Annotated in this window: 13 protein-coding genes and 4 pseudogenes; 9 read left to right on the top strand and 8 right to left on the bottom strand. The window is 62.4% G+C overall.

Features of this window, described 5'->3' with window-relative positions:
* Positions 1-10: 10 nt before the first annotated feature.
* The 8 genes from tssE to BLT86_RS05655 all read left to right on the top strand — a co-directional run bounded on the left by tssE (position 11) and on the right by BLT86_RS05655 (position 10,057).
* On the top strand, positions 11-451 hold the full coding sequence (tssE, locus tag BLT86_RS05690) for a type VI secretion system baseplate subunit TssE (RefSeq protein WP_017676972.1): 441 nt from the start codon (positions 11-13) through the stop codon (positions 449-451).
* On the top strand, positions 435-2,222 hold the full coding sequence (gene tssF / locus BLT86_RS05685) for a type VI secretion system baseplate subunit TssF (RefSeq protein ID WP_017676973.1): 1,788 nt from the start codon (positions 435-437) through the stop codon (positions 2,220-2,222). Before tssE ends, tssF begins: the two co-directional genes overlap by 17 nt.
* Positions 2,186-3,205, top strand: coding sequence for a type VI secretion system baseplate subunit TssG (gene tssG / locus BLT86_RS05680; RefSeq protein WP_092375223.1), 1,020 nt, complete (start codon positions 2,186-2,188; stop codon positions 3,203-3,205). Before tssF ends, tssG begins: the two co-directional genes overlap by 37 nt.
* A complete protein-coding gene (gene tssH / locus BLT86_RS05675; RefSeq protein ID WP_017676975.1) occupies positions 3,205-5,754 on the top strand; it encodes a type VI secretion system ATPase TssH in 2,550 nt (849 codons plus the stop codon). The genes tssG and tssH overlap by 1 nt, the downstream gene beginning before the upstream one ends.
* A 223-nt stretch (positions 5,755-5,977) precedes the next feature.
* The gene (locus BLT86_RS05670; RefSeq protein WP_021489140.1) at positions 5,978-6,532 is read left to right on the top strand and encodes a hypothetical protein; all 555 of its coding nucleotides are present in this window, start codon (positions 5,978-5,980) and stop codon (positions 6,530-6,532) included.
* A gap of 95 nt (positions 6,533-6,627) precedes the next feature.
* Positions 6,628-7,428 (top strand): hypothetical protein, encoded by an 801-nt coding sequence (locus BLT86_RS05665; protein ID WP_017676977.1) that lies wholly within the window; start codon positions 6,628-6,630, stop codon positions 7,426-7,428.
* Between the two features lie 72 nt (positions 7,429-7,500).
* Positions 7,501-9,507 carry a type VI secretion system Vgr family protein gene (tssI, locus tag BLT86_RS05660; RefSeq protein WP_017676978.1) on the top strand — a complete coding sequence of 669 codons (2,007 nt, stop codon included), beginning with the start codon at positions 7,501-7,503 and terminating at the stop codon, positions 9,505-9,507.
* Positions 9,508-9,514: 7 nt separating this feature from the next.
* On the top strand, positions 9,515-10,057 hold the full coding sequence (locus BLT86_RS05655; RefSeq protein WP_017676979.1) for a toxin-antitoxin system YwqK family antitoxin: 543 nt from the start codon (positions 9,515-9,517) through the stop codon (positions 10,055-10,057).
* On the opposite strand, the gene BLT86_RS05650 is transcribed toward BLT86_RS05655, so the two are convergent.
* From BLT86_RS05650 to BLT86_RS05625, 6 genes and pseudogenes are all read right to left on the bottom strand, one after another.
* On the bottom strand, positions 10,058-10,453 hold the full coding sequence (locus BLT86_RS05650) for a DUF4280 domain-containing protein (RefSeq protein ID WP_031306605.1): 396 nt from the start codon (positions 10,451-10,453) through the stop codon (positions 10,058-10,060).
* A gap of 271 nt (positions 10,454-10,724) precedes the next feature.
* Positions 10,725-11,693 carry an LLM class oxidoreductase gene (locus BLT86_RS05645; RefSeq protein ID WP_017676981.1) on the bottom strand — a complete coding sequence of 323 codons (969 nt, stop codon included), beginning with the start codon at positions 11,691-11,693 and terminating at the stop codon, positions 10,725-10,727.
* A 220-nt stretch (positions 11,694-11,913) separates the two neighbouring features.
* Positions 11,914-13,695, bottom strand: coding sequence for a monovalent cation:proton antiporter-2 (CPA2) family protein (locus BLT86_RS05640; RefSeq protein WP_026088569.1), 1,782 nt, complete (start codon positions 13,693-13,695; stop codon positions 11,914-11,916).
* 326 nt (positions 13,696-14,021) lie between these two features.
* Positions 14,022-14,492, bottom strand: a complete 471-nt coding sequence (locus BLT86_RS05635) for a phosphate-starvation-inducible PsiE family protein (protein WP_017676983.1) — start codon at positions 14,490-14,492, stop codon at positions 14,022-14,024.
* Between the two features lie 290 nt (positions 14,493-14,782).
* Positions 14,783-17,627 (bottom strand): annotated as a pseudogene (clpK, locus tag BLT86_RS05630) (heat shock survival AAA family ATPase ClpK).
* Between the two features lie 105 nt (positions 17,628-17,732).
* Positions 17,733-18,066 (bottom strand): annotated as a pseudogene (locus tag BLT86_RS05625) (Hsp20/alpha crystallin family protein); the annotation flags it as partial.
* A 1,291-nt stretch (positions 18,067-19,357) separates the two neighbouring features.
* On the opposite strand from BLT86_RS05625, the pseudogene BLT86_RS26065 reads away from it, so the two are divergent.
* Positions 19,358-19,588: pseudogene (locus BLT86_RS26065) on the top strand (DNA repair protein RadC); the annotation flags it as partial.
* Between the two features lie 5 nt (positions 19,589-19,593).
* On the opposite strand, the pseudogene BLT86_RS05615 reads toward BLT86_RS26065, so the two are convergent.
* Both BLT86_RS05615 and BLT86_RS05610 read right to left on the bottom strand, forming a co-directional pair.
* Positions 19,594-19,785 (bottom strand): annotated as a pseudogene (locus tag BLT86_RS05615) (DDE-type integrase/transposase/recombinase); the annotation flags it as partial.
* Between the two features lie 20 nt (positions 19,786-19,805).
* Positions 19,806-20,528: a Crp/Fnr family transcriptional regulator gene (locus BLT86_RS05610; RefSeq protein ID WP_026088571.1), complete on the bottom strand. Its 723-nt coding sequence runs from the start codon at positions 20,526-20,528 to the stop codon at positions 19,806-19,808.
* Positions 20,529-20,793 lie beyond the last annotated feature (265 nt).

The raw sequence follows: 20,793 nt of genomic DNA, 5'->3' as shown, positions 1-20,793 counted from the left end.
CCACCGCTCAATGCCGCACAGCGGACTGCTACCCCCCTTGTTCGAGCGCCTCTCCACCCAGTTGGACGAGGCACCGGACTTCGACCGCAACGCCCTGGCCGAGTCCGTCCGCCTGGAGTTGGCGCGCCTGCTCAACACTCGTCGCCCCCGACGAGCGCCCGGCCGGCCGCTCACGCTGCTCGACTATGGCATCGCCGATTGGACTGCCCTGCAAGCCCTGCGGATCGATGACCGCCGTCTTCTGCTGCGAGAACTACGCGCTGCCATTCAGTACTTTGAACCACGCCTGCAGTTGAGCGAGATCGATGTCGAGGCGCTGCCCGACCAACCCCAGCGCCTCGGCATCCGCCTGGCCGGGCGCCTACGCGGTGGTCGCCGCTCCTGGCCTGTGTTGTTCCTCCTCGCCCCCGGCGACGACGGTCTAGAGGTACGCCATGAGCGACTCGATTGATGCCGATCTGCTGGACTACTACCAACGCGAACTCACGTGGCTACGCCACGCCGGTGCCGGTTTTGCCCAGCGCTACCCTAAAGTGGCGCGACGTCTGGAGCTGGCCCCGGACGAATGCCCGGACCCCCACGTCGAACGGCTGCTGGAGGGCTTCGCGCTTCTTAGCGCACGGCTCCACCGGCGTCTCGACGATGACTACGCCGAATTTAGCGACGCCCTGCTGGAGCTACTCTACCCACTGGCCCTGAGACCCCTTCCCTCCTGCAGCATCGTACAGTTCGAGCCAGACCCGACTCAGGGCAACCTCGCCGAGGGTTATACCCTGCCTCGTGACACAGCACTTTTCGTCACCACCCGAGAGGGTGCCAGCGTGCACCTGCGAACCAGCGCCGAGGCGGTGCTCTGGCCGCTGCGCATCCGCGAGGCAATCCTGCTGGATGGCGACGCCGCCGTGGCCTTCTCCGGCCACCCACGCGCGCGCTCGGCACTGCGCCTGACTCTGGAATGCCTGGGCGAATTCGACTGGGCGGAGCTAGCGGTGCGCCGCCTGCGGATTCACCTCGCCGCTTCACCGATGACGAACGCCACCCTCTATGACCTACTCGCTGCCCACGGCCTCGGGGTGTGGAGCGGCGCACCAGAAGCCCCGCTGCAAGCAGTGCCTGGCGATGTAGTCCCGGTGGGCTTCGGCGACCACCAGGCGCTGCTGCCTGACGAAGACGGCCAACACCCCGGCCTGCGCCTGCTGGCAGAGTACTTCGCCTTCCCCGACAAGTTCGCCTTCTTCGATCTGCCGCTGCTGCCACCGATCGATGGCGGACGTAACTGCCAGGTGCTGATCGCCTTCGACCGCGCCCCGCTGGGCAGGCCGCACCTGCAGGCCAGCGAACTGCGCCTGGGCTGCGCGCCGGCAATCAACCTGTTCCCGCGCACTTCTGAGCCCTTGCGTCCGGACGGCACCCGCAGCGAGTATCGACTGGTGGCCGACGCCCACCGCGAGAACAGCGTGGAGATTCACAGCATCCGCGCCCTGCGCGCCGCCACCCCGCAGGGCGTGCGCCGTGTACCGGCCTACTACGGCCACAGCCACACCGGCGAAGGTCTGTACTGGCATGCCCGTCGCGTCCAGGGCCTGAATCTGGCGCGGCCCGGTAGCGACCTGCTGCTCAGCCTGGTGGACACCGCTTTCGACCCGTTGCACGAGGCCCCCGAATACAGCCTCACCGCCGAGCTCCTTTGTACCAACCGGCACCTTGCCGAGAATCTAGCCGCCGGCACCCGCCTGGGCTTCGAGCGCCCCGGCCCAGTGGCGCTGGCCAGCCTGCTGACCCCGCCGACACCTCAAAGCCTGCCGCGTCTGTCCGGCCCCTCACGCTGGCGACTGGTGTCCCAGCTGAGTCTCAATCACCTGTCCCTTGTGGAAGGCCCGAACGCGCTTGAGGCGCTGCGCGAACTGCTACACCTGCACAACCTGCGGGACGAGGCCGGGCCAAGACGACAGGTGGAAGGCCTGATAGAACTGACCTGCGAGCGCGTGGTGGCGCGGGTTGGCGAAGATGCCTGGCGCGGCTGGCGCAACGGCCTGGAGGTGCGTGTCCGCCTCGACCCGCAGCATTTCGCTGGCACCAGCGCTGTGCTGTTCTCCGCCGTACTGGCGCAGTTCTTCTCCCTCTACGCCACGCCCAACCGCTTCGTGCGTACGGTGCTGGTAGACGCCGACAAGGAGATCCGGACATGGCAGCCCCAAGCCGGCAAGCCCCTAAGCCTCTGAGCCGGCGCCTGCGCGAAAAGCCCCAGGCCTTCGAGTTTCTCCAGGCCCTGTTGCTGCTGGAGCGCGAACGCCCCGAGGCCACGCCGCTGGGTCAGGGCAGCAGCCCGGACGACGAAGCCCTGCGCCTGCGCGGGCCACTCACGCCGACCTTCGCCGCCAGCCAGGTGGAACGCCTGGAGGAACAGCAGGGGCAGCCGCCGGTGCTGAGCACCGCCGTATTCGGCCTCGGTGGCCCAGACGGCCCCCTGCCCTATGCCTACCAGGAATGGCTGCAGCAGCGAGCCCGCCACAAGGACCACGCCCCGGCGGAATTCCTCGACCTGTTCCAGAATCGCCTGCTCGCTCAACTCTACCGGGTGCTGAGTCGTCATCGCCTGGCCCTCGGCTTCCAGCCACCCGAGCGGGCCCCCGTCCATCAGCCACTCCTGGCTCTGGCCGGTCTGCTGCCGCACAGCCTGCAACAACGCATGGACCTGCCGGACGCAGCCCTGACCGCCCGCGCGGCGCTGTTCAACGGCCCGCGTCGCTCCCTGGCCGGCTTTGCCGTGCTGGTGCGCCACCAGTTCGGTGTGGCAGTGGACTACGAGGCCTATCAGGGCACCTGGCGGGATATCCCGCCAGCCAGCCGCAGTCGTCTACAACGCGGCGGGCGCAACCTCGGTCTGGGCCGCGACGCTATCGCCGGCACCCGGGTTTGGGATGAGCATGCTGGCGTCCGTCTCACCCTCGGCCCGCTAAGCACCGCGCAGGCCAACACCTACCTACCCGGCGGCGCACAGCACCAGCGCCTTGCCGACCTCGCCGGGCTCTACCTCGGCCCCGACATGGACTGCCACCTGCGCCTGTTGGTGAGGCCCAGCGCGCCGCTGCGCCTGGATCGCCGCCAACCGCCGCGTCTACGCTGGAGCGGCGGGCTGCACCTGGCCGCCGGCAGCTCCCTGCAACGCATCGACATCCGCCTGCGGTTCAAGGAGATGCCCTGATGGAACTCGCCGCGCTGATCGGTCGCCTCAACGCCGACAGCCGCCGTGCGCTGGAACGCGCCGCGCAGCGCTGCCTGCAACGCACTCACCATTACGTGGAGATCGAGCACCTGCTGCTCGAGTTGCTCGACATAGAAGGCGGCGATTTCGCCTGGTTGCTGCCGCGCTTCGGCCTGGAGCGCGACAGCCTGGCCACCGAAATTAACCGCGCCCTGGAACTGTTCAAGGCCGGCAGTACCCGCACCCCAGCCCTCTCCGCCCAGACCATCGGCCTGCTCGAAGACGCCGTGGTGCAAGCCAGCGTGCAGGGCCAGGCCAGCATCCGCTCCGGCCTGCTGCTGCTCGCCCTGCTCGACCGCGACGAGCGCCGTAGCCTGCTGCTCAACAGCGCCTCTTCGCTGCTGCGCATCCCCCGCGAAGCCCTGCGCGCCAACCTCCTGGAATGGACGCAAGCCTCCCGCGAATACAGCGGCGGCCCCGGCCCGGCCGGGAAGGCCCGCCTAGCCCAGGAAGCCTCGCAGGACAGCGTGCTCGACCAGTACACCCAGGACCTCACCGCCGACGCCCGCGCCGGGCGCATCGACCCCATAGTCGGGCGCGACGGGGAGATCCGTCAGAGCATCGACATACTTCTGCGCCGCCGACAGAACAACCCGATCCTGGTGGGCGCTCCCGGTGTCGGCAAGACCGCCGTGGTCGAAGGTCTGGCTCTGCGTATCGCCGCCGGCGACGTGCCGCCGCCTTTGCAGAACGTCATCCTCCGTGTACTCGACCTCGGCTTGTTGCAGGCCGGTGCTGGGGTCAAGGGCGAGTTCGAGCAACGCCTCAAGGGCGTGATCGATGCGGTGCGCGGCAGCGAGCAGCCAATCATCCTGTTCATCGACGAAGCACACACCCTGATCGGCGCTGGCGGCAGCGAAGGTGGCAGCGACGCCGCCAACCTGCTCAAGCCCGCCCTGGCTCGTGGCGAACTACGCACCCTGGCCGCCACCACCTGGCTGGAATACAAGAAATACTTCGAAAAGGATCCCGCCCTGGCCCGTCGCTTCCAACTGGTGCAAGTGGAAGAACCTGACGAAGCCACCGCCGTGGAAATGCTGCGTGGCGTTGCTGCCAAGCTGGAGCAGCACCATGGCGTGCAGGTGCTCGACAGCGCTATCCAGGACGCTGTCAAGCTCTCCCATCGCTACATCTCCGGCCGCCAGTTGCCAGACAAGGCCATCAGCGTGCTCGACACCGCCTGCGCCCGCGTCTCCCTAGGCCAACACGACGTGCCGCCACCGCTGGAAAGCCTGCGCCACCGCGAAGTGGCGGTGAGCGAAGAACTGCAACGCCTGCGCCGCGAACAGACCACCGGCCTCGACCACCGCGAACGCATCACCGCCCTGGAGCAGGAATCCACCAGCAACCGCAGCGCCATTCGCGAGCTGGAAACCCGCTGGGGCGAAGAACGCGAAGCCGTGCGCGAATTGCTGGAGGCCCGCCGCGAACTGCTGGCCTTGAGCGAAAGCGCCGATGCCAGCCAGCCCGACGAAACCCTGGATGAACGCAGCGACTACCTGGCTGCCGAACTGGCGCGGCTCGAGGCCGGCCTCGACGCCATCCGCCAGGACGATCCGCTGGTACCCGAACAAGTGGATTCACGTACCGTGGCGGCGGTGATCGCCGGCTGGACCGGCATCCCCATTGGCAAGATGCTCGCCGACGAAGCCTATGCCGTGCGTACCCTCGGTCAGCGCCTGGGGCAGCGGGTCATGGGCCAAAACAGCGCCCTGGCCACCATCGCCCAGCGCATCCAGGCCTATCGCGCCGGTCTTACCGACCCGGCCAAGCCGGTGGGCGTTTTCCTGCTGGTGGGCCCCACTGGTGTCGGCAAGACCGAAACCGCCTACGCCCTGGCCGACGCCCTCTACGGTGGCGAACGCAACCTCATCAGCATCAACCTCTCCGAGTACCAGGAGGCCCACACCGTCAGCCAGCTCAAGGGCGCCCCGCCCGGCTACGTCGGCTACGGCAGCGGCGGCGTGCTCACCGAAGCCGTACGCCGCCGCCCCTACTCGGTGGTGCTGCTGGACGAAATCGAAAAAGCCCACCCCGACGTGCTGGAAGCCTTCTACAACGTCTTCGACAAGGGCGTGATGGAAGACGGCACCGGCCTGGTGGTGGACTTCAAGAACACCGTGATGCTCGCCACCAGCAACGTCGGCGCCGAACTGGTACTGGACACCCCCACCGACCAGCTTGGCAGCGACGCCTTCAACGAACGCCTGCGCAAGGTGCTTCTACAGGCCTTCCGCCCCGCCTTCCTGGCCCGCATGACCGTCGTGCCCTACCGCCCACTGGATGAGACCACGCTGGAAGGCATCGTCCTGGCCAAGCTGGAAAAACTGCGCGAACGCTACAAGGCCGCCACCGGCAAGCAGTTCGACTTCGACCCGGCCATCGTCAAGGCAGTGCTCGCCAAGTGCAGTTCGGCCGGAGCAAGGGATATCGAGAATGTACTGATGGCGCAGGTGACGGGGAAGTTGGCGGAGTGGGTGTTGGAGTGAGTACGCGGTAACACAAGGAGGAAAGCGAAGTAAGCGTCGCGTCAGAGCCAGGCCGGGAAGGCCGCAGGAACGCCACAAAGGAGCGAAAAAGAAGCCATTCGATTTTCGACTCGGCGATTGACGAACGCCGCTCGCCGGAACGGCTAACGGGGAAGAATAGGAGCCAACTATGAATTGGAGCGACCTCTGCGGAATAAACACTACCCAAGGGAAAGGAATCAATATGGCGACCCTGGTGGGGCCCGGCGTCAATCATGACCGTCGTGGCAAGACTGGAATGCCCAATGGCACAGTGCTGACCAAAATGATGAACGCTGCGGAAGGGCTACGCCTGAAGCCTGCCACTCGAACCCGACGTGGCGGGATTGCAGATGGCATCTCCTTTCATATTGCCCTCTACGTGCCCGGTGGCAGCCCGCTGAGCATCACCGACGTATTCGTCGATCACAAGACCGGAGCAGCCGTGTGCTACGAGAACACCCTGTTCACCGACGCCATGGTCGCCCAGATCAGTGGAGCAGTCAGCGATATCGTCATACGCCAGAGCGTAGCCCCTTGCACCCGGTGCCGAGCCGGATACAGCCAACTCGCACGGAACGCCGGGCGCACGATCGTCATCTCCAGTGACGACGGCTACGACGGCGCCCCCCGACGACACAGTCTTCCTGTTTTCCCCCACCGGACTGGTGTTCTACCGAAACTGAGCGGTTACGGGAAAGCGGGACCGAGATTCGAGTATGGATTGATGGTGCAGGTTACGGAGCGGTCGGCGGAGTGAGTGCTGCTCATGATCACCGACCGTTGTGCAGGCTGAACCCACCACGCGAGCTCCATCAATAAAGACACGTCATTCAGGGAAGGAGAAAAGCGTCAATGAGCCTGAGAAACAAGCTGCAAGCACTTGAAGACTCTATCGGCAGAATGCTGCTCATCTGCGATGTCCTGGAAGGGAAAGGCGCCTTGTCGGTCAACGAAAAGTTCGTCCTCGACTACATGAATGGCCAGGCGAATAACCTCGTCGCCACATCGTTGGGGCAGATCGAGCAGGTCGAGCAATATTATCGATATGCCGTTGGCAAGAATCAGAACCCGGTCCAACCCAAGGGCGTGGCAGATATCGTTCTAACCGACAAGGCGATCCAGCAGAAAGTCACCGTGGCCGATAACCCGGCGGAAGTGAAAAAAGCCCTGCACAAGGCGATGAAACAGCTCGCCGGAGACTTCGGCGAGCGTGCAGGAGATCGTCGAAGGGCGATACAGCTCTACATCTATTCGGAAGAGAATCCATGGCCATTTGACCACCTGCACATCCCAACGCTGGCAAACATCAGAGCCGCGGTCGAGTCAGCTGTATCGAATGCCGCAGCGACCGCCATCAACAAGGCCACCACGAATTCGACCTTGCTGCCCTATCTGCAAGGAAACCGGCCCGCGAGCTTCCTGACAGTCGTAACCCAAAGCCAGACCAGCAGCCGTTTGTACGGGAGCCAGGGAAACGGATTTGCCGAAATCAATACCATCGAAGTGAAGGTGCGTTGGCTGAACGGAAAACTGGTAACCGACAATCACCTTGTCAAAGCCTTGTACGGTTTCAAGGTCCGGGCGCACCTCAATACCCCAACCAGCATCCAGTCCAGTTCCACCAAGGTCTACTGGGAAAACGATGAATATTGAAACCCTTGGCGTTGGAAGCAGTCGATGCTGTCGAAGATCGGGCGGCTCATCGTTACATGAACAGAATTGGCAATGACACGCGCCATCGATATCACCACCAGCCTCTCCCTCACGGCGCCGGCATTGGCGGAACTCTATCCGCAAAGTTTTTCCGGGCAGGAGATGCTGAACGACCTCGCTCAACTCAACCTAATGGGCTTCAGCACCAGCGCGCTTTCGCTATCGGGCGCCGTGGCCACACATCTCACCGCCACCTTGCACAACGACGCCAGCCAGCGCCCCCTCGATGCCCTGGTCGCGGAGATTCGCCAGCTCCCCGCCGACGCCACGGCCGACCGCTACCAGGTGGTGCTGCGCCCCTGGCTCTGGTGGCTGACGCTGGCCAGCAACAACCGGGTGTTCCAGAATCTCGCCACCAGCGACATCGTTATCACCATTTTCAAGGCCCATGGTTTTACCGACTTCAAGCTGTCGCTCTCCGGCAGCTACGAGCCGCGCGAGTATTGCGTGCAGTATGGCGAGACGGACTTCGCCTTCGTTTCGCGCTTGCTGGAGGAGGAAGGCATCTTCTGGTTCTTCACCCACGAAGACGGCAAGCACACGCTGGTGCTGGGCGACAGCAGTGATGCCTTCGTGCCGATCCCCAACGGGCCGAAGGTGCCCTACCTGGGCCAGGGCATCGGCGTGCGTGAGCTGCATGGCATCCGCTCGGCGCAGTACAGCGTGCAGGCAGTGAGCGGGGTGTACAGCGCCACGGACTACGCCTTCACCACCCCCACTACCTCGCTCTACAGCCAGGCCGAGGCGGTGGCCGGGCCGTTGTCGATGTATGACCACCCGGGCGGCTATATCGCCAAGGCGCGGGGCGATGCCTTGACCAAGCAGCGCGTGGACGGGCTGCGCAGCCAGGAGAAGCGCCTGATCGGCGAGAGCGACTGCCGCTGGCTGGTGCCCGGCCACTGGTTCACCCTCACCGGGCATGACGACGCCAGCCTCAACATCGACTGGGTGGTGGCCTCGGTCACCCATGACGCCAGCCACGAGCACTACCGCAACCGTTTCGAGGCCATCCCCAAGGCCACCGCCTACCGCCCACCCCGGCTCACGCCCAAACCGCGCATGCACACCCAGACCGCGCAAGTGGTGGGCAAATCCGGCGAGGAGATCTGGACCGACCAGTACGGCCGCATCAAGATCCAGTTCCCCTGGGATCGCGACGGCAAGAACGACGAAACCTCATCCTGCTGGGTGCGCGTGGTGCTGCCCTGGAGCGGCAAGGGCTTCGGCATGCAGTTCATCCCACGCATCGGCCAGGAGGTGATCGTCACCTTCATCGACGGCGACCCGGATCGCCCGCTGGTCACCGGCTGCGTCTATAACGGCGACAACACCCTGCCCTACGCCCTACCGGACAACCAGACCCAATCCGGCATCAAGACCAATTCCTCCAAGGGCGGTGGTGGCTTCAACGAGCTGCGCTTCGAGGACAAGAAGGACGCCGAGGAAGTCTTCCTCCAGGCGCAGAAGGACATGAAGGTCAACGTGCTCAACGACAGCACCGCAACCATCGGCCACGATGAAACCCTCACGGTGCAGAACGCCCGCACCCGCACGGTGAAGGAAGGCGACGAAACCATCACCCTGGAGAAAGGCAAGCGCACCGTGACCATCCAGACCGGCAGCGACACCCTCGATGTAAAGGACAGCCGCACCGTCAGCGTCGGTGCCGACCAGACCCACAGCACTGGCGGCAACTACAGCCACACCGTCAGCGGCAACTACGAGCTGACCGTGGACGGTAACCTCACCATCAAGGTGACCGGCACCCTCACCCTGCAGAGCAGCGGCGACTTCACCGCCAAGAGCGACCAGAACCTCACCACCCAGGCCGGCATGGCCCTCACCGACAAGGCCGGCACCTCGCTCACCAATCAGGCCGGCACTTCCCTGGACAACAAGGCCGGCACCACCCTGACCAACGACGCCGGTGTCAGCCTCACCAACAAGGCCGCGGCAGAACAGACCGTGGACGGTGGCGGAATGCTGACCATCAAGGGTGGCCTGGTGAAGGTCAACTGAGGCGCCCATGACCAACGGCAATCTCGACCTCACCCGTGGCGACAGCCGCCTCCAGGGCAAGCTGCAGGGCGGCGCCCTCGATGGCCCGGTGCGCATCCAGGAAGCCGGTCGCCCCCAGGCCCAGCTTGGCTACGCCAACGGCGTGTTGCACGGTCCCAGCGTCCTCTACCACCCCAACGGCCAGGTTTCGGCGCAACTGCCCTACGTCGATGGACGCCTGCAGGGCGTGGCCCAGTACTTCGCCGCCGAAGGCTGGCTGCAGCGCAAGGTCGCCTATCGCCAAGGCTTGATGCACGGCGAAGCCAGCAGCTACTACCCGGATGGCAGCCTGGCCGAGCTGGAGGTATATCGCGATGGGGTACGTGACGGCCTCTACCAACGCTTCCATAGCAAAGGCCAGGTGGCCCATCGCAGCCGCTACCTCAACGGCAAAACGCTGGACGAAGGCCAGAGCTTCGCGGAAGACGGCCGCCCGCTGGACGCCGAAGGTAAACCCATCTCTAGGCTGCGCTGGTGGTGGCGGCGCTGGCAGGAGTCGGGCGAGGCCTGATCAGGGAATCAGCATTTGCACCTGGCCGGGCATGGCGATCTTGATCACACCAGCCCAATTGCACATCAGGGTGCTGTTGGAATCGAGCGACGGCATGTTGCCAAGCAACATGGTCGGTGGTCCGCCCGGGATCCAAGGTGTCGCGGTTGCCGGTATACAAGGCATGGGCGTCAACACACCCAAGGCTGCTGCAGTCGCAGCAGCGACCATGGGGTTGGCAAGACTCTGGCACATGCCGAAGGGCAGAATATTCACCAATGGTATGTGATCCATGATGTTCGCTGCAGGCATACCCGCCGTGAGCGTGCGGTTCTGCGGCAACACGCTCAACATGCTAGGGGCGACACCAAAACTGCACTGCAGTGTGGCGCCACTGCATACTTGTGGACAGCCCATTGAAGACCCTACTCGTTGCTGCAGGTTGATTTATCAGGTTAGCCGAGGATCATTGTATGCAACTGATTTAAGTAAAAAATAAATCGCCCCGATAAGTCCAACCGGAACGACAAACAGCTACGCCAGAGCATCCACCAAGCCTTTCGCGAGTTCAGCATTGCACGTAATAGCCAGTCTCGCTTTTGGTTCTTTTTATTGAACGGCAGAGGTACATAGTCATTAACCCATCATCCCTGGCAATCGTGTCGTAGCTATCCAGCACCATGCCGCTTCATGTCGACAGGACGAAGTTGGGTAGTACGAACTGACCGAGCTCTTCGATAACCTCGCCCGCGGGGCGCTGGCCGTATTTCAAATTGACGATCACATGATTAACCCCGATCTCCTGCAAGCTTTCCAGCAACGAGATCAGGTGATATCGCCCCAGTTGATAGCCCAGGTGGATCGGTCGTGGTGGTGTCTGCGGGTTATCGGTCAGGTCGATGTATAGCGACTGGGTGAAGGGTTTGAACAGCTCACCACATTCGGCACGAACCGCAGTGCGCCAGTTATCGACAATCAGCTGCTGCGTCTTCGGGGTGCGCGGATAACTGATCCAGCCATGACTGTAGCGGGCAATCCACTCCAGTGTCTGGCGGCTATGGCCGGTGACAAAGAAAGGAATTTCCGCCGTGGTCGGCTTGGGAATCAGATCCGCGCCCTCAAGCGTCCCGCCGGACCAGGTCAAAGGCATGAAACTGCTGCGCTGAGCCTCGCGAAATACCTCGAGGTATTCGCGGAACAGGCTGTCGCGTCGCTCCGGGTCGACACCGAATGCGGGAAACTCCACCGGCCGGTCACCGGAAGCCACACCGAGTAACAGGCGGCCACCGCTGAGCTGATCGACACTGGTAGCGGCCTTGGCGGTGTGCAGGGGATTGCGGATTGGCAGGATGATCGAGGCGGTACCCAGCGCAATCGAGTGTGTGTGTGCCGCCATAAAACCCAGGTAGACCCAGGGGTCGAAGACCTGACCCGAATCACCGAAGCTGGGGTCGCGTAACGGCACGTCGCGAAACCAGAGGGCAGAGAAACCCAGCTTGTCGGCACGTTTAGCCAGGCTCACCTGGTCGAGCATGCTCGGCGTATCACCGGCAAAGGCTTCGAGGGGAAAGAAAAGACCCAGGGTCAAGCGGCCTTGGCGGTAAGTGCGCTGAAAGCCAGGTTGTCGCTGATAGGGAATGGAATTTGGAGTGAACATACGCCCTCCTACCTATTTCAAAAGATGTTGAGGAGCTGAAAGACATCCCTGCGAGCGGATATCAAATCAGCGTTATCAAGGCCACCCGGAACGCCGCGCAGGGCGTTTGTGATAGTCCGGGGGCGATGCGTTGCGAAATCGCCAGTTACCCCCGCTGCAAGGCAGCGATACAGAGCGGGGCGGTCGACGGCGACAGCTCTATACGATCCCGAATGAATGCTCACTGGGTGTCCCGCGCTTCTTGGTTCGGCGGTTCGATATGCTCGATGTTTCCCAGTACCAATGCTCGCCCGGCAAACAGACCTCCCGCTGTTTCCAAAGCAAAACGCTCGGCATCGCGCATGCGCACTTCCTCGGTTACCGCGTCGGCTTCGTGCTCAGACGCACCCAGCGTCAGCACGGCCTGACGGCCGAGCAGCAGGGCCGACTCAAAGGTTTCCCGCACTATGTAGTCCGCGTCGTGCTTGACCAGCTCCAGCGCGTGTTCGCGGTCAAAGGCACGCACCAGCAATTTCACTTGCGGGCAGTAATGCCGCGTACTTTCGACTATGCGTGTCGCGGCTTTCTTGTCGTTCACACAAACGATGATGGCGCGGGCGTGATGGGCACCGGCAGCCTGCAATATTTCATGGCGGGCACCATCACCGTAATAGGCCTTGAAACCATAGGGCTCCACGGCGCGGATCACTTCCGGATCTATCTCGATAATGGAAAGTTTCGCTCCCTGAGCGAGGGGTGCCTGGCAGGCAATCTGGCCCACGCGGCCAAAACCGATGATGAGTACATTGCCTTGCAGATTATGTGCGGGCTCCACACCGTCCATGGAAACGCTCTGCGAGCGGGCCAAACGTCTGTACAGCAGTAAGGCCACCGGCGTAATGGCCATGGAGAGCACCACGATAGCCGTCATATTGGCGTTGACTTCGGGACTGATGACCCTGAGCTTGAGCGCCTCGGCAAACAGCACAAAAGCAAATTCGCCCCCCTGCGCCATAAGCACGGCACGATCCAGCGCATCGCCATGGGGGCTCTTCGCGAGGCGCGCGACCGCATAAATGCACAGCGCCTTGACCAGCATCAGCGCCAGCAGACCAGAGGTGATGAGCATCCAGTTCGTGGCCACCACTTGCAGATCCAAGGCCATGCCGACGCCAAGAAAAAACAACCCCAGCAGCAGGCCGCGAAACGGCTCTATGTCGGCCTCCAACTGGTGGCGGAAGGTGGATTCCGACAGCAGCACGCCGGCAACGAACGCCCCCATCGCCATTGAAAGCCCGCCGATTTCCATCAGCAGCGCTGCCCCCAGCACCACCAGTAGCGCGGCGGCGGTCATCACCTCGCGCGCCCGGGCTTGGGCCAATACCCGAAACAGCGGATTGAGCAGCCACAATCCGATGGCCGCCAGTGCGCCCAGGGACAGGGCGGCGATACCGATACGCTGCCAAAGGGGTGAAGTGGGTTCATGCACCAATTCAGTGGGGGCCAGAAATGCCACCACCGCCAGTAACGGCACGATCAACAGGTCTTCAAACAGCAAAATGGACACGATGCGCTGCCCCCTCGGCTCGGTTATGTCACCGCGTTCCGAGAGGACTTGCATAACCAAGGCTGTGGATGTGAGTACAAAACCGGCCCCGCACACAAACGACACCTGCCAGGGGAAACCAAAGGCCATACCGACGAAGGTGAGCAGAAAAGCACAGACCACCACCTGCAGGCTGCCCAGCCCAAATATCTGCCCACGCAGCTCCCATAGATGCGAGGGCTTCAGCTCCAGTCCAATCACAAAAAGAAACATCACCACACCCAGCTCGCCAACCTGAATGATGGTGTGGGGGTCATGGATCAGTTGCAGTCCGAAGGGACCAATCATCATCCCCGCTGTCAGGTAACCCAGCACCGAGCCGAACCCGATACGTTTGAGCAGCGGCACTGCCACCACGGCCGCAGCGAGCAACGTGATGACACCCAATAATTGTCCTGCGTAGCCTTCAGCGGCCATAGCCTTGACCCTCAGCCCATATCAGGAGCGGTTACAAAAACGTTCTTACACCCTCGATTTCGGGTGCTTCATCCGACTGGATGGCACGCGTGACATACGACTTCAGCCTCAGCGCTGTAGCCGCCACCGGTTCGAATGACAAGACGAATAGGCTGGCTCGCAGGGGGCCCCACAGCCCCCTTTCGCCAAGTAAAAAGCCGACGGCGAGTGCGGCGAAACTGATCGACGTCCAAACCGGTAGCGCTGTTTTCAGGCAGTTACGCAAGCGATGCCGTGACCAGGCTCGACGTTTGTGGCGCGGACCACTCACTGTGAGGCGTGGCGTCCTAGACAATTCGGTCATCGCGCTCACGCAACAGCCAATAGGTCAGCCCCAGGGCCAGAGTGGCGCCGGCCAATGCGGCGACTTTGGCCGGGCCGACATCGGGATCGAGAATCACGAACTTGCGGGACAGGGCAATCAACCCGATCAGGATGACCGTCTTGACCTGAATGATGCTGTCACGGCGCAGGGCCACGCGCACGATGGAGTGCTTGAATTCCATCGCGATCAGAAGCGTCATGATCATGCCGAACACACTCTGGAAGATCTTGTGGTCGAGCGGATTGAATGCATCGATGATCAGCAGGCTGAAGACAATTTGAATCAGCTGCACCAGAGACACCACAATAATCACCACCATCACCGCTGAAAGGATGATGGCGACGGCCTGCTCGAAGCGTTCGTAAAACGTCATCACCGCCCAGTCACGGCGGAGTCGTTCGAGTGTCGTCCCGGTCTGATTGCTGTTGTTCATGCACCACTCCTTCAGAAACAGGCCACTCCTAGGAGAAATCGCGGTCGCTGCGCCTCTTGTGCCAGTCCAGACCTTCGTCCATGTCGAAACAAGTGGTCATTTCGCGGGCGATGTCGGCAGACCAACAGGTCGTCACGACAGGATGTCGTGCAGCCTGGGCTACTCCACCACGCGCGCGCAGTAACGTCGTACTTGGATGGGCGAGGCTTAAGCCGAAAGATGCCCGGCGCCTCAAAGCGAACATAGGGGCTGCCCGTCTCCCATTTTCAGGATTAGGGCAGCCCCGTGCTTCATGCCTTGCCACTTTCGGACTTCTTCTTGCGCGTCCCCTTGCTCGACTCCCTGGGCGGGCCCGGCGGTTGCGCAGATTCAGGGGGGGGCTTCGGCGCTGGTCGGAGCGGGTTGCTTGCGGTCGAACGCGACCCGTTCCGCCTTGTCGTCCCAACGTGCATGGGCGTGATCGCCCTTGCCGATGCCACCGCCGAGCATCTCGCGCGCCAGTGCCGTTTCCAGCTCGCTGCGAATCAGTCGCTTGAGCTCGCGAGCGCCGAATTCGGGCTTGTAACCTTCTTCCGCGAAGTGATCGACCAGCGTCCCATCGAACGTCAGCGTCACACCCTGGCTTGCGGCACTGCGGGCCACGCGATCGAGTTGCAGGCCGACGATGTGGCGGATCTCCTCCCTGCCCAACGCATGGAAGACGATGAGCTCGTCGATGCGGTTGAGGAACTCGGGGCGGAAGTGCCCGCGCAGCACGTCCATCACCTCTGCCTTGGTCTTCTCGTACTCCTCGCCGGCAGCTCCGCGCGCCTTCAGCCGGCGCTGAATGATGTCGGATCCCAGGTTGGAGGTGGCAATGATGATGGTGTTGGTGAAGTCCACCACGCGCCCCTTGCCGTCGGTGAGTCGCCCGTCGTCGAACACCTGCAACAGGATGTTGTAGACGTCGGGGTGGGCCTTCTCGATCTCGTCGAGCAGCAGCACGCTGTAGGGCTTGCGACGGACCTTCTCAGTGAGCTGGCCGCCTTCGTCATAGCCGACGTAGCCCGGGGGAGCGCCCACCAGCCGTGCCACGGTATGGCGCTCGCCGTACTCCGACATGTCGATGCGCAACAGGGCGCCCTCGTCGCCGTAGACGGATTCGGCCAGCGCCTTGGCGAGCTCGGTCTTGCCGACGCCGGTGGGGCCCAGGAACAGGAACGTGGCCACGGGCTTGCTGCCTTCGCGTAGCCCCGCGCGCGACAGCCGTACCGCATCCGCCACCGCGCGTACCGCCTCGTCCTGCCCCACCAGACGCTCGTGCAGCCGCTGCTCCAGGTGCAGCAGCTTCTCGCGCTCCTCCACCGTCAGCTCATTGACCGGGATGCCGGTCAGGCGCGAGACGATCTGCGCCACGTGTTCCGCCTTGACTTCGGCGCTGCCCGAGCCGCGCTCGCGTTCCCAGTCCTCGACCTGCGTCTTGAGTTCGGTTTCCTTGGTTTCGATGCGCTTGCCGACCTCCGACGCATTATCGTATTGCTTGCGGGAAGCCAGGTAGTCCTGCTCCCGGCGCAACTGGTGCAGTTCGGCCTCCAACTCCTGCACCGCAACGGGGCGGGCCGTCGCCGACAGCTTCACGCGGGCAGCAGCCTGATCGAGCAGATCGATGGCCTTGTCCGGCAGGAAGCGCGCGGTGACGTAGCGATCGGACAGCTCGGCGGCCGCGATGATCGCGTCCTCGGTGATGCTGACCTTGTGGTGCGCTTCGAAGGTATCGCGCAGGCCGCACAGGATCATGATGGTCTGCGCCACCGTTGGCTCGGGCACCATGACCGGCTGGAAGCGCCGCTCCAGCGCGGCGTCCTTCTCGATGTACTTCTGGTACTCGTTGAGCGTCGTCGCGCCGATCAGGTTCAGCTCACCGCGCGCCATCATCGGCTTGAAGACATTGGCCACGTCCAACCCGCCCTCGCCACCACCCTGGCCGGCGCCCACAATGGTGTGCACCTCGTCGATGAAGAGGATCATCTCGCCCTGGTGCTCGGAGATCTCCTTCAGCACCTTCTGCACGCGTTCCTCGAACTCGCCACGGTACTTCGCGCCGGCCACCATGGAGTTGATGTTCAGCTCTACCAGGCGCTTGTCGCGCAGCGTCTCGGGCACCTCGCCGGCCACCATGCGCTGTGCCAACCCCTCGACGATGGCGGTCTTGCCCACGCCAGGCTCGCCGATCAATACGGGGTTGTTCTTCTTGCGCCGCGCCAGCACCTCGATGGTGGTTTCGATTTCCTGCGCACGGCCGATGACCGGATCCAGCTTGCCCGCATGGGCCATCTTGGTGAGATCGCGCGAATACTTGTCGAGCTCCGGCGTATTGGTCGGCGTCTCGGCGCGGCCATCCTCCGCACCTTTGCCGACCACCTTGTTTACCTGCTGGCGCAGGGCCTGCGGCGTGAGGCCATAGCGGCGCAGCAAGTTGGCGGCCAGCCCTTCGCCCTCTTCGGCCAGGCCGATCAGGAAGTGCTCGGGCCCGACGTAGGAGTGTCCTAATTCATTGGAGGCGACGAAGGCGCGACTGAGCGCATCCTTCACCCGTGGCGACACGCCGATCTCGCCTTCAAACGGCGTGTCGCCACGCTTGGCTTCGGCTTCGATCTGACGTTTGAGGTCATCGCCCTTGATCTTGAACTGGCTCAGGATGGTCTTGATCACATCGCTGTCGGCCAGCGCCAGCAGCAGGTGTTCCGTATCGACTTCGGAGCGACCGAAGTCCGCGGCATGCTTGGCGGCTTCCTGCAGCAGGGCCTCGGAGTGTTCGCTGATGCGGCTGGCCAGCCCGCTGCCGCGACGGCGCGGCGTGCCAGATGCCGTGGAGGCTGGTTCGCCAAACGACGCATCGACCACTTCATCGGCATCGGCTGCAGCCGGTGCCGACTCTTCTCCGATGCGGAAGAAATCGCTGCCCAGAAAATCTTCAAACAGGCCGCTGCGCGAGCCGAAAAGGGCTTCCAGCGGGGAAATGGCGCGTTTTTGCTGGCGCACCAGTTGGCGGTAGTGATCGTCACACAACAGCATGGTGGTGAGGCGACCATTGAGATTGGCTTCCACCCGCGCGGTGGCGGGTTGGCCGCAGAGTTGACATTGCTTCCTGGCCATGCGGACGCTCCTTAGTCATTGAGATGACGAGGTGCGGCATGCCGCGGCACCTCGTCCCCTGGTGGGACTTCGTGGCGACCGCAATGGAATATCCGACTCAGCTTCAATCGGAATCGAGCCGCCGTGCTTCGGTGCACTTGCTTCGCGCTTCGAATCCTGGTTGGCATCGTCGGGCAGGTTCAGTGCACACTGGAAACTGCCGTAGGAGAGTTCGACACGAGAAAAGCCGCTTCGCTCTTCTCTTGCTCCTGGCGCTTTCACCTCGCACCATCGGCACGTCGTTGTCGGGCGTGATCTGGAAGTCCTTTTCCTCGACACCGGGACCGTCGAGGGAAATCCTGTGCTGCTTATCGGTTTCCTGAATATCCAACGCCAGCTTCAGCATGCCTAGCCAATCGAACGGCAAGCGCGGCATGACAAGCGTCGGAAAACCAAATCCAGCCAAGCCCAAGGGGTTTGCTGCTGTTACTTGACAAAGTCTGCGCCTCGCAGGCTAGAAGTCAAGGAAAGTATCTGGCTTAAAAGGCGGATGCGAGAATGGGGTTTGCGAGGCTAGCTTGAGCACCACGGTGCAAGCAGCGACCGGGGCCGGCTTGACGGGGGATCATCCGTGGCAGGAACGTTTCATGACATGACGCTGGCAGTAACGTCGATCGACTGCTTGCTGATCAGATCGACTGCGGATGAGTGCGAGGATTACGGACCAAGCCATGCCGCCGAAAAAACGTAAGCGCTTGATTTAAGTGGTGCCCGAAGCCGGACTCGAACCGGCACGCCCTTGCGAGCGAGAGATTTTAAGTCTCTGAATAATGCTCGTAAAAACAGTAACTTAACGTCGGTTTTGTCCCGCAAACGGAATAACTTAGATTCGCTGCAGCCTGCGGATTTCAAGGGGGCTCTATCGAATTGCGGAACGTTTGGTCTGCGCCGTATTGACTGTTTTCGGTCTCTACTCAGAGTTGAGCCGATAGAGGGTTGGAGTATGCGAACGGAAATCACATCTTTCCGATAGGTATGTAATCCGGGCTCTCTGAACCTGGGCTGCTAGCCATTACTTAGATACCCCCGTGCTAACGGGGTAAAGTCCTCCACCAGCGCTTCGACGAACATATCGAGCCTGATACTGCCTTACTTAAGCACCCCAAGCAGCTTCCATATCCATCAACGCATGTACTCATCCCAAGGCTGCGGTGATCACGCCAAGACCTGTACCGCTGGTGATTACTTCGGCCACAGAAAGACCCTGACGCTCAACGAAGCGAGGTGCCAGGGCTGACCTGAGCTTTGGCAAATGCCAATGAAGTGGCCTGTAAGACAGACCAGTAAGGAAGGTTCTGAGCTAACGGAGTGCATGGGGTCAGCGTACTGCCTGTTAGCACTTCGTTAGCCCAGCGACCGGAGAATATTTCGGTAGCAGCCATCTGCCAACCCGGCAGGATGGGCCATTGGTCACATAGCGCGAATTGGCTCCTGCCGTTCGCCAACAACGCCTCTGGGCGTTTTTCGCTGGGCCGATAGAGCCTGCGCGCTTCGCTTGCTGGTGGCGCCTGTGAGATCGCTGGAGTGGCGGTCTTGCTGTTTCCTCTCACCCTATCACGTCGTTCTCACCGTCAAGGGCTGCACGCGCTTCGCGCGCTTGCGGCGGGGCCGGCTTATCGCCCCCTAACTGCTGCGCTGCGACGTGCTGGGCCGGTTCCGGGCAATTCCGTCCAAGCAACTGGAGCACGATCATGTCGCAGCTTTCTCTCGCCTTTGACGCTTCCCTGATAATTCGCGACGAGCAAGGTCGTTATTTGCCTGCTACAGCGGAGTAGATCCTGGACGCTGCTCGCAAGGTGATCGACCAGAAGGTTCAGCGAGGTGCAGCCTTCACGTCTTCGGAGTTGGTCAAGGACTACCTGATCGCGAAGCTGGGTGGCTTTGAGCACGAGGTTTTCGCAGCGCTGTTTCTGGATGCCAGAGCCACCCGCGAGTGCAGATCGATGACCACCGCCAGATACAACCAACCTTCCTCCGTGGGCAGGTAGGTGATGTCGCCCACCCATTTCTGATTCGGTGCCGATGCCGTGAATTCCTGCTTGAGCAGGTTATCTGACACCGTCAGAGAATGGCGGGAGCGGGTGGTAGCCTTGAACTTCCTGGCGCCTCTGGCACGCAGCTCAGTCCAGCCAATCCCCCCTACTTGAGCTGTGCCACGCAGGGCTGGAGACGCTCACTTTCCCGCTTGACGAGCTTGTAGCATTCGCAGCACAACTGCTCCAGCTGATGCCGATCGAGTACGGTAACGGTCTCGGCGTCGTAATCGATTATCCCCTGGCGCCTGAGCTTATCGGCGGCGCCTACCATGTTCGTGCGACTCGTACCGGGCCTGTCTCCGAGCAACTCCTGCGGCACCGTCGCACCGTTACCCGGCAGATGATCAAGCCAGAGCAAGAGCAGGCGACAGAGCTGCTGATCGATAGAATGATGTCGGGTACAAACGGCGGCCTGCGCCATCTGCGCGATCAAGGTTTGCGTATAACGCAGCACGAGCCCGAGCAAATCTCCGTGACGGGCGAACTCATCCCTGAGCAGCGCGCCCTCGAGGCGAAAGGCATGGCCGCTGCGCTGAACCACGGCACGGCTCGGGAGATTCTCCCCGCCAATCGACAAGGCGATACCCACCATCCCGTCATCTCCAACGACCGAAATCTCCGTCGCGGCGCCGTGCTCTGTCTGGTAGAGCAAGGAGATGACGGCATCGACCGGGAAATAGACGTGACTCATCACATCATGTCGCTCATAGAGAACCTGGCCCGATGCCAGATGCACCCGCTCAAGGTTTGAAAAGAGCCGTGTACAGACATCCGGCGATAGCGCACTGAGCAGATGGTTTCGCAGAGGCAGTGGTAGTTCTTGCATGTTCGATCTCCCGCAGTACAAGCGCAGCCCAGCCCAGCCCAGCATACGCCGAGAATACGGGCCGTCAGTACGCTGGAACACAAACGCCGCTAGAGGCGGGCTCCATGACTGAGTAAGACTTGGAATAACACCTGGAGAGCCCGGTAGCTATGTGCGGCAGCGGACAGACGCCCCGCCTGTTTCAAGGCCTGATGACTGTTCACGCATCTGGATCCGCGCAACGGCATGCTGGCAACCCTGGAGTGATTCCTCTGCGCTGGCCTGT

Origin of the sequence: Pseudomonas sihuiensis (assembly GCF_900106015.1) — a bacterium.
Lineage (GTDB): Bacteria > Pseudomonadota > Gammaproteobacteria > Pseudomonadales > Pseudomonadaceae > Aquipseudomonas > Aquipseudomonas sihuiensis.
This window is presented reverse-complemented; position numbering and strand designations above follow the sequence as displayed.

What these genes read in the sequence shown, in the direction of transcription:
- BLT86_RS05610 (WP_026088571.1), bottom strand. Translation starts at nt 20,528, where the DNA reads ATGCAAGAACTACCACTGCCTCTGCGAAACCATCTGCTCAGTGCGCTA.
- tssI (WP_017676978.1), top strand. Translation starts at nt 7,501, where the DNA reads ATGACACGCGCCATCGATATCACCACCAGCCTCTCCCTCACGGCGCCG.
- tssG (WP_092375223.1), top strand. Translation starts at nt 2,186, where the DNA reads ATGGCAGCCCCAAGCCGGCAAGCCCCTAAGCCTCTGAGCCGGCGCCTG.
- tssE (WP_017676972.1), top strand. Translation starts at nt 11, where the DNA reads ATGCCGCACAGCGGACTGCTACCCCCCTTGTTCGAGCGCCTCTCCACC.
- BLT86_RS05645 (WP_017676981.1), bottom strand. Translation starts at nt 11,693, where the DNA reads ATGTTCACTCCAAATTCCATTCCCTATCAGCGACAACCTGGCTTTCAG.
- BLT86_RS05655 (WP_017676979.1), top strand. Translation starts at nt 9,515, where the DNA reads ATGACCAACGGCAATCTCGACCTCACCCGTGGCGACAGCCGCCTCCAG.
- BLT86_RS05640 (WP_026088569.1), bottom strand. Translation starts at nt 13,695, where the DNA reads ATGGCCGCTGAAGGCTACGCAGGACAATTATTGGGTGTCATCACGTTG.
- BLT86_RS05665 (WP_017676977.1), top strand. Translation starts at nt 6,628, where the DNA reads ATGAGCCTGAGAAACAAGCTGCAAGCACTTGAAGACTCTATCGGCAGA.
- BLT86_RS05670 (WP_021489140.1), top strand. Translation starts at nt 5,978, where the DNA reads ATGGCGACCCTGGTGGGGCCCGGCGTCAATCATGACCGTCGTGGCAAG.
- tssH (WP_017676975.1), top strand. Translation starts at nt 3,205, where the DNA reads ATGGAACTCGCCGCGCTGATCGGTCGCCTCAACGCCGACAGCCGCCGT.
- tssF (WP_017676973.1), top strand. Translation starts at nt 435, where the DNA reads ATGAGCGACTCGATTGATGCCGATCTGCTGGACTACTACCAACGCGAA.
- BLT86_RS05650 (WP_031306605.1), bottom strand. Translation starts at nt 10,453, where the DNA reads ATGGGCTGTCCACAAGTATGCAGTGGCGCCACACTGCAGTGCAGTTTT.
- BLT86_RS05635 (WP_017676983.1), bottom strand. Translation starts at nt 14,492, where the DNA reads ATGAACAACAGCAATCAGACCGGGACGACACTCGAACGACTCCGCCGT.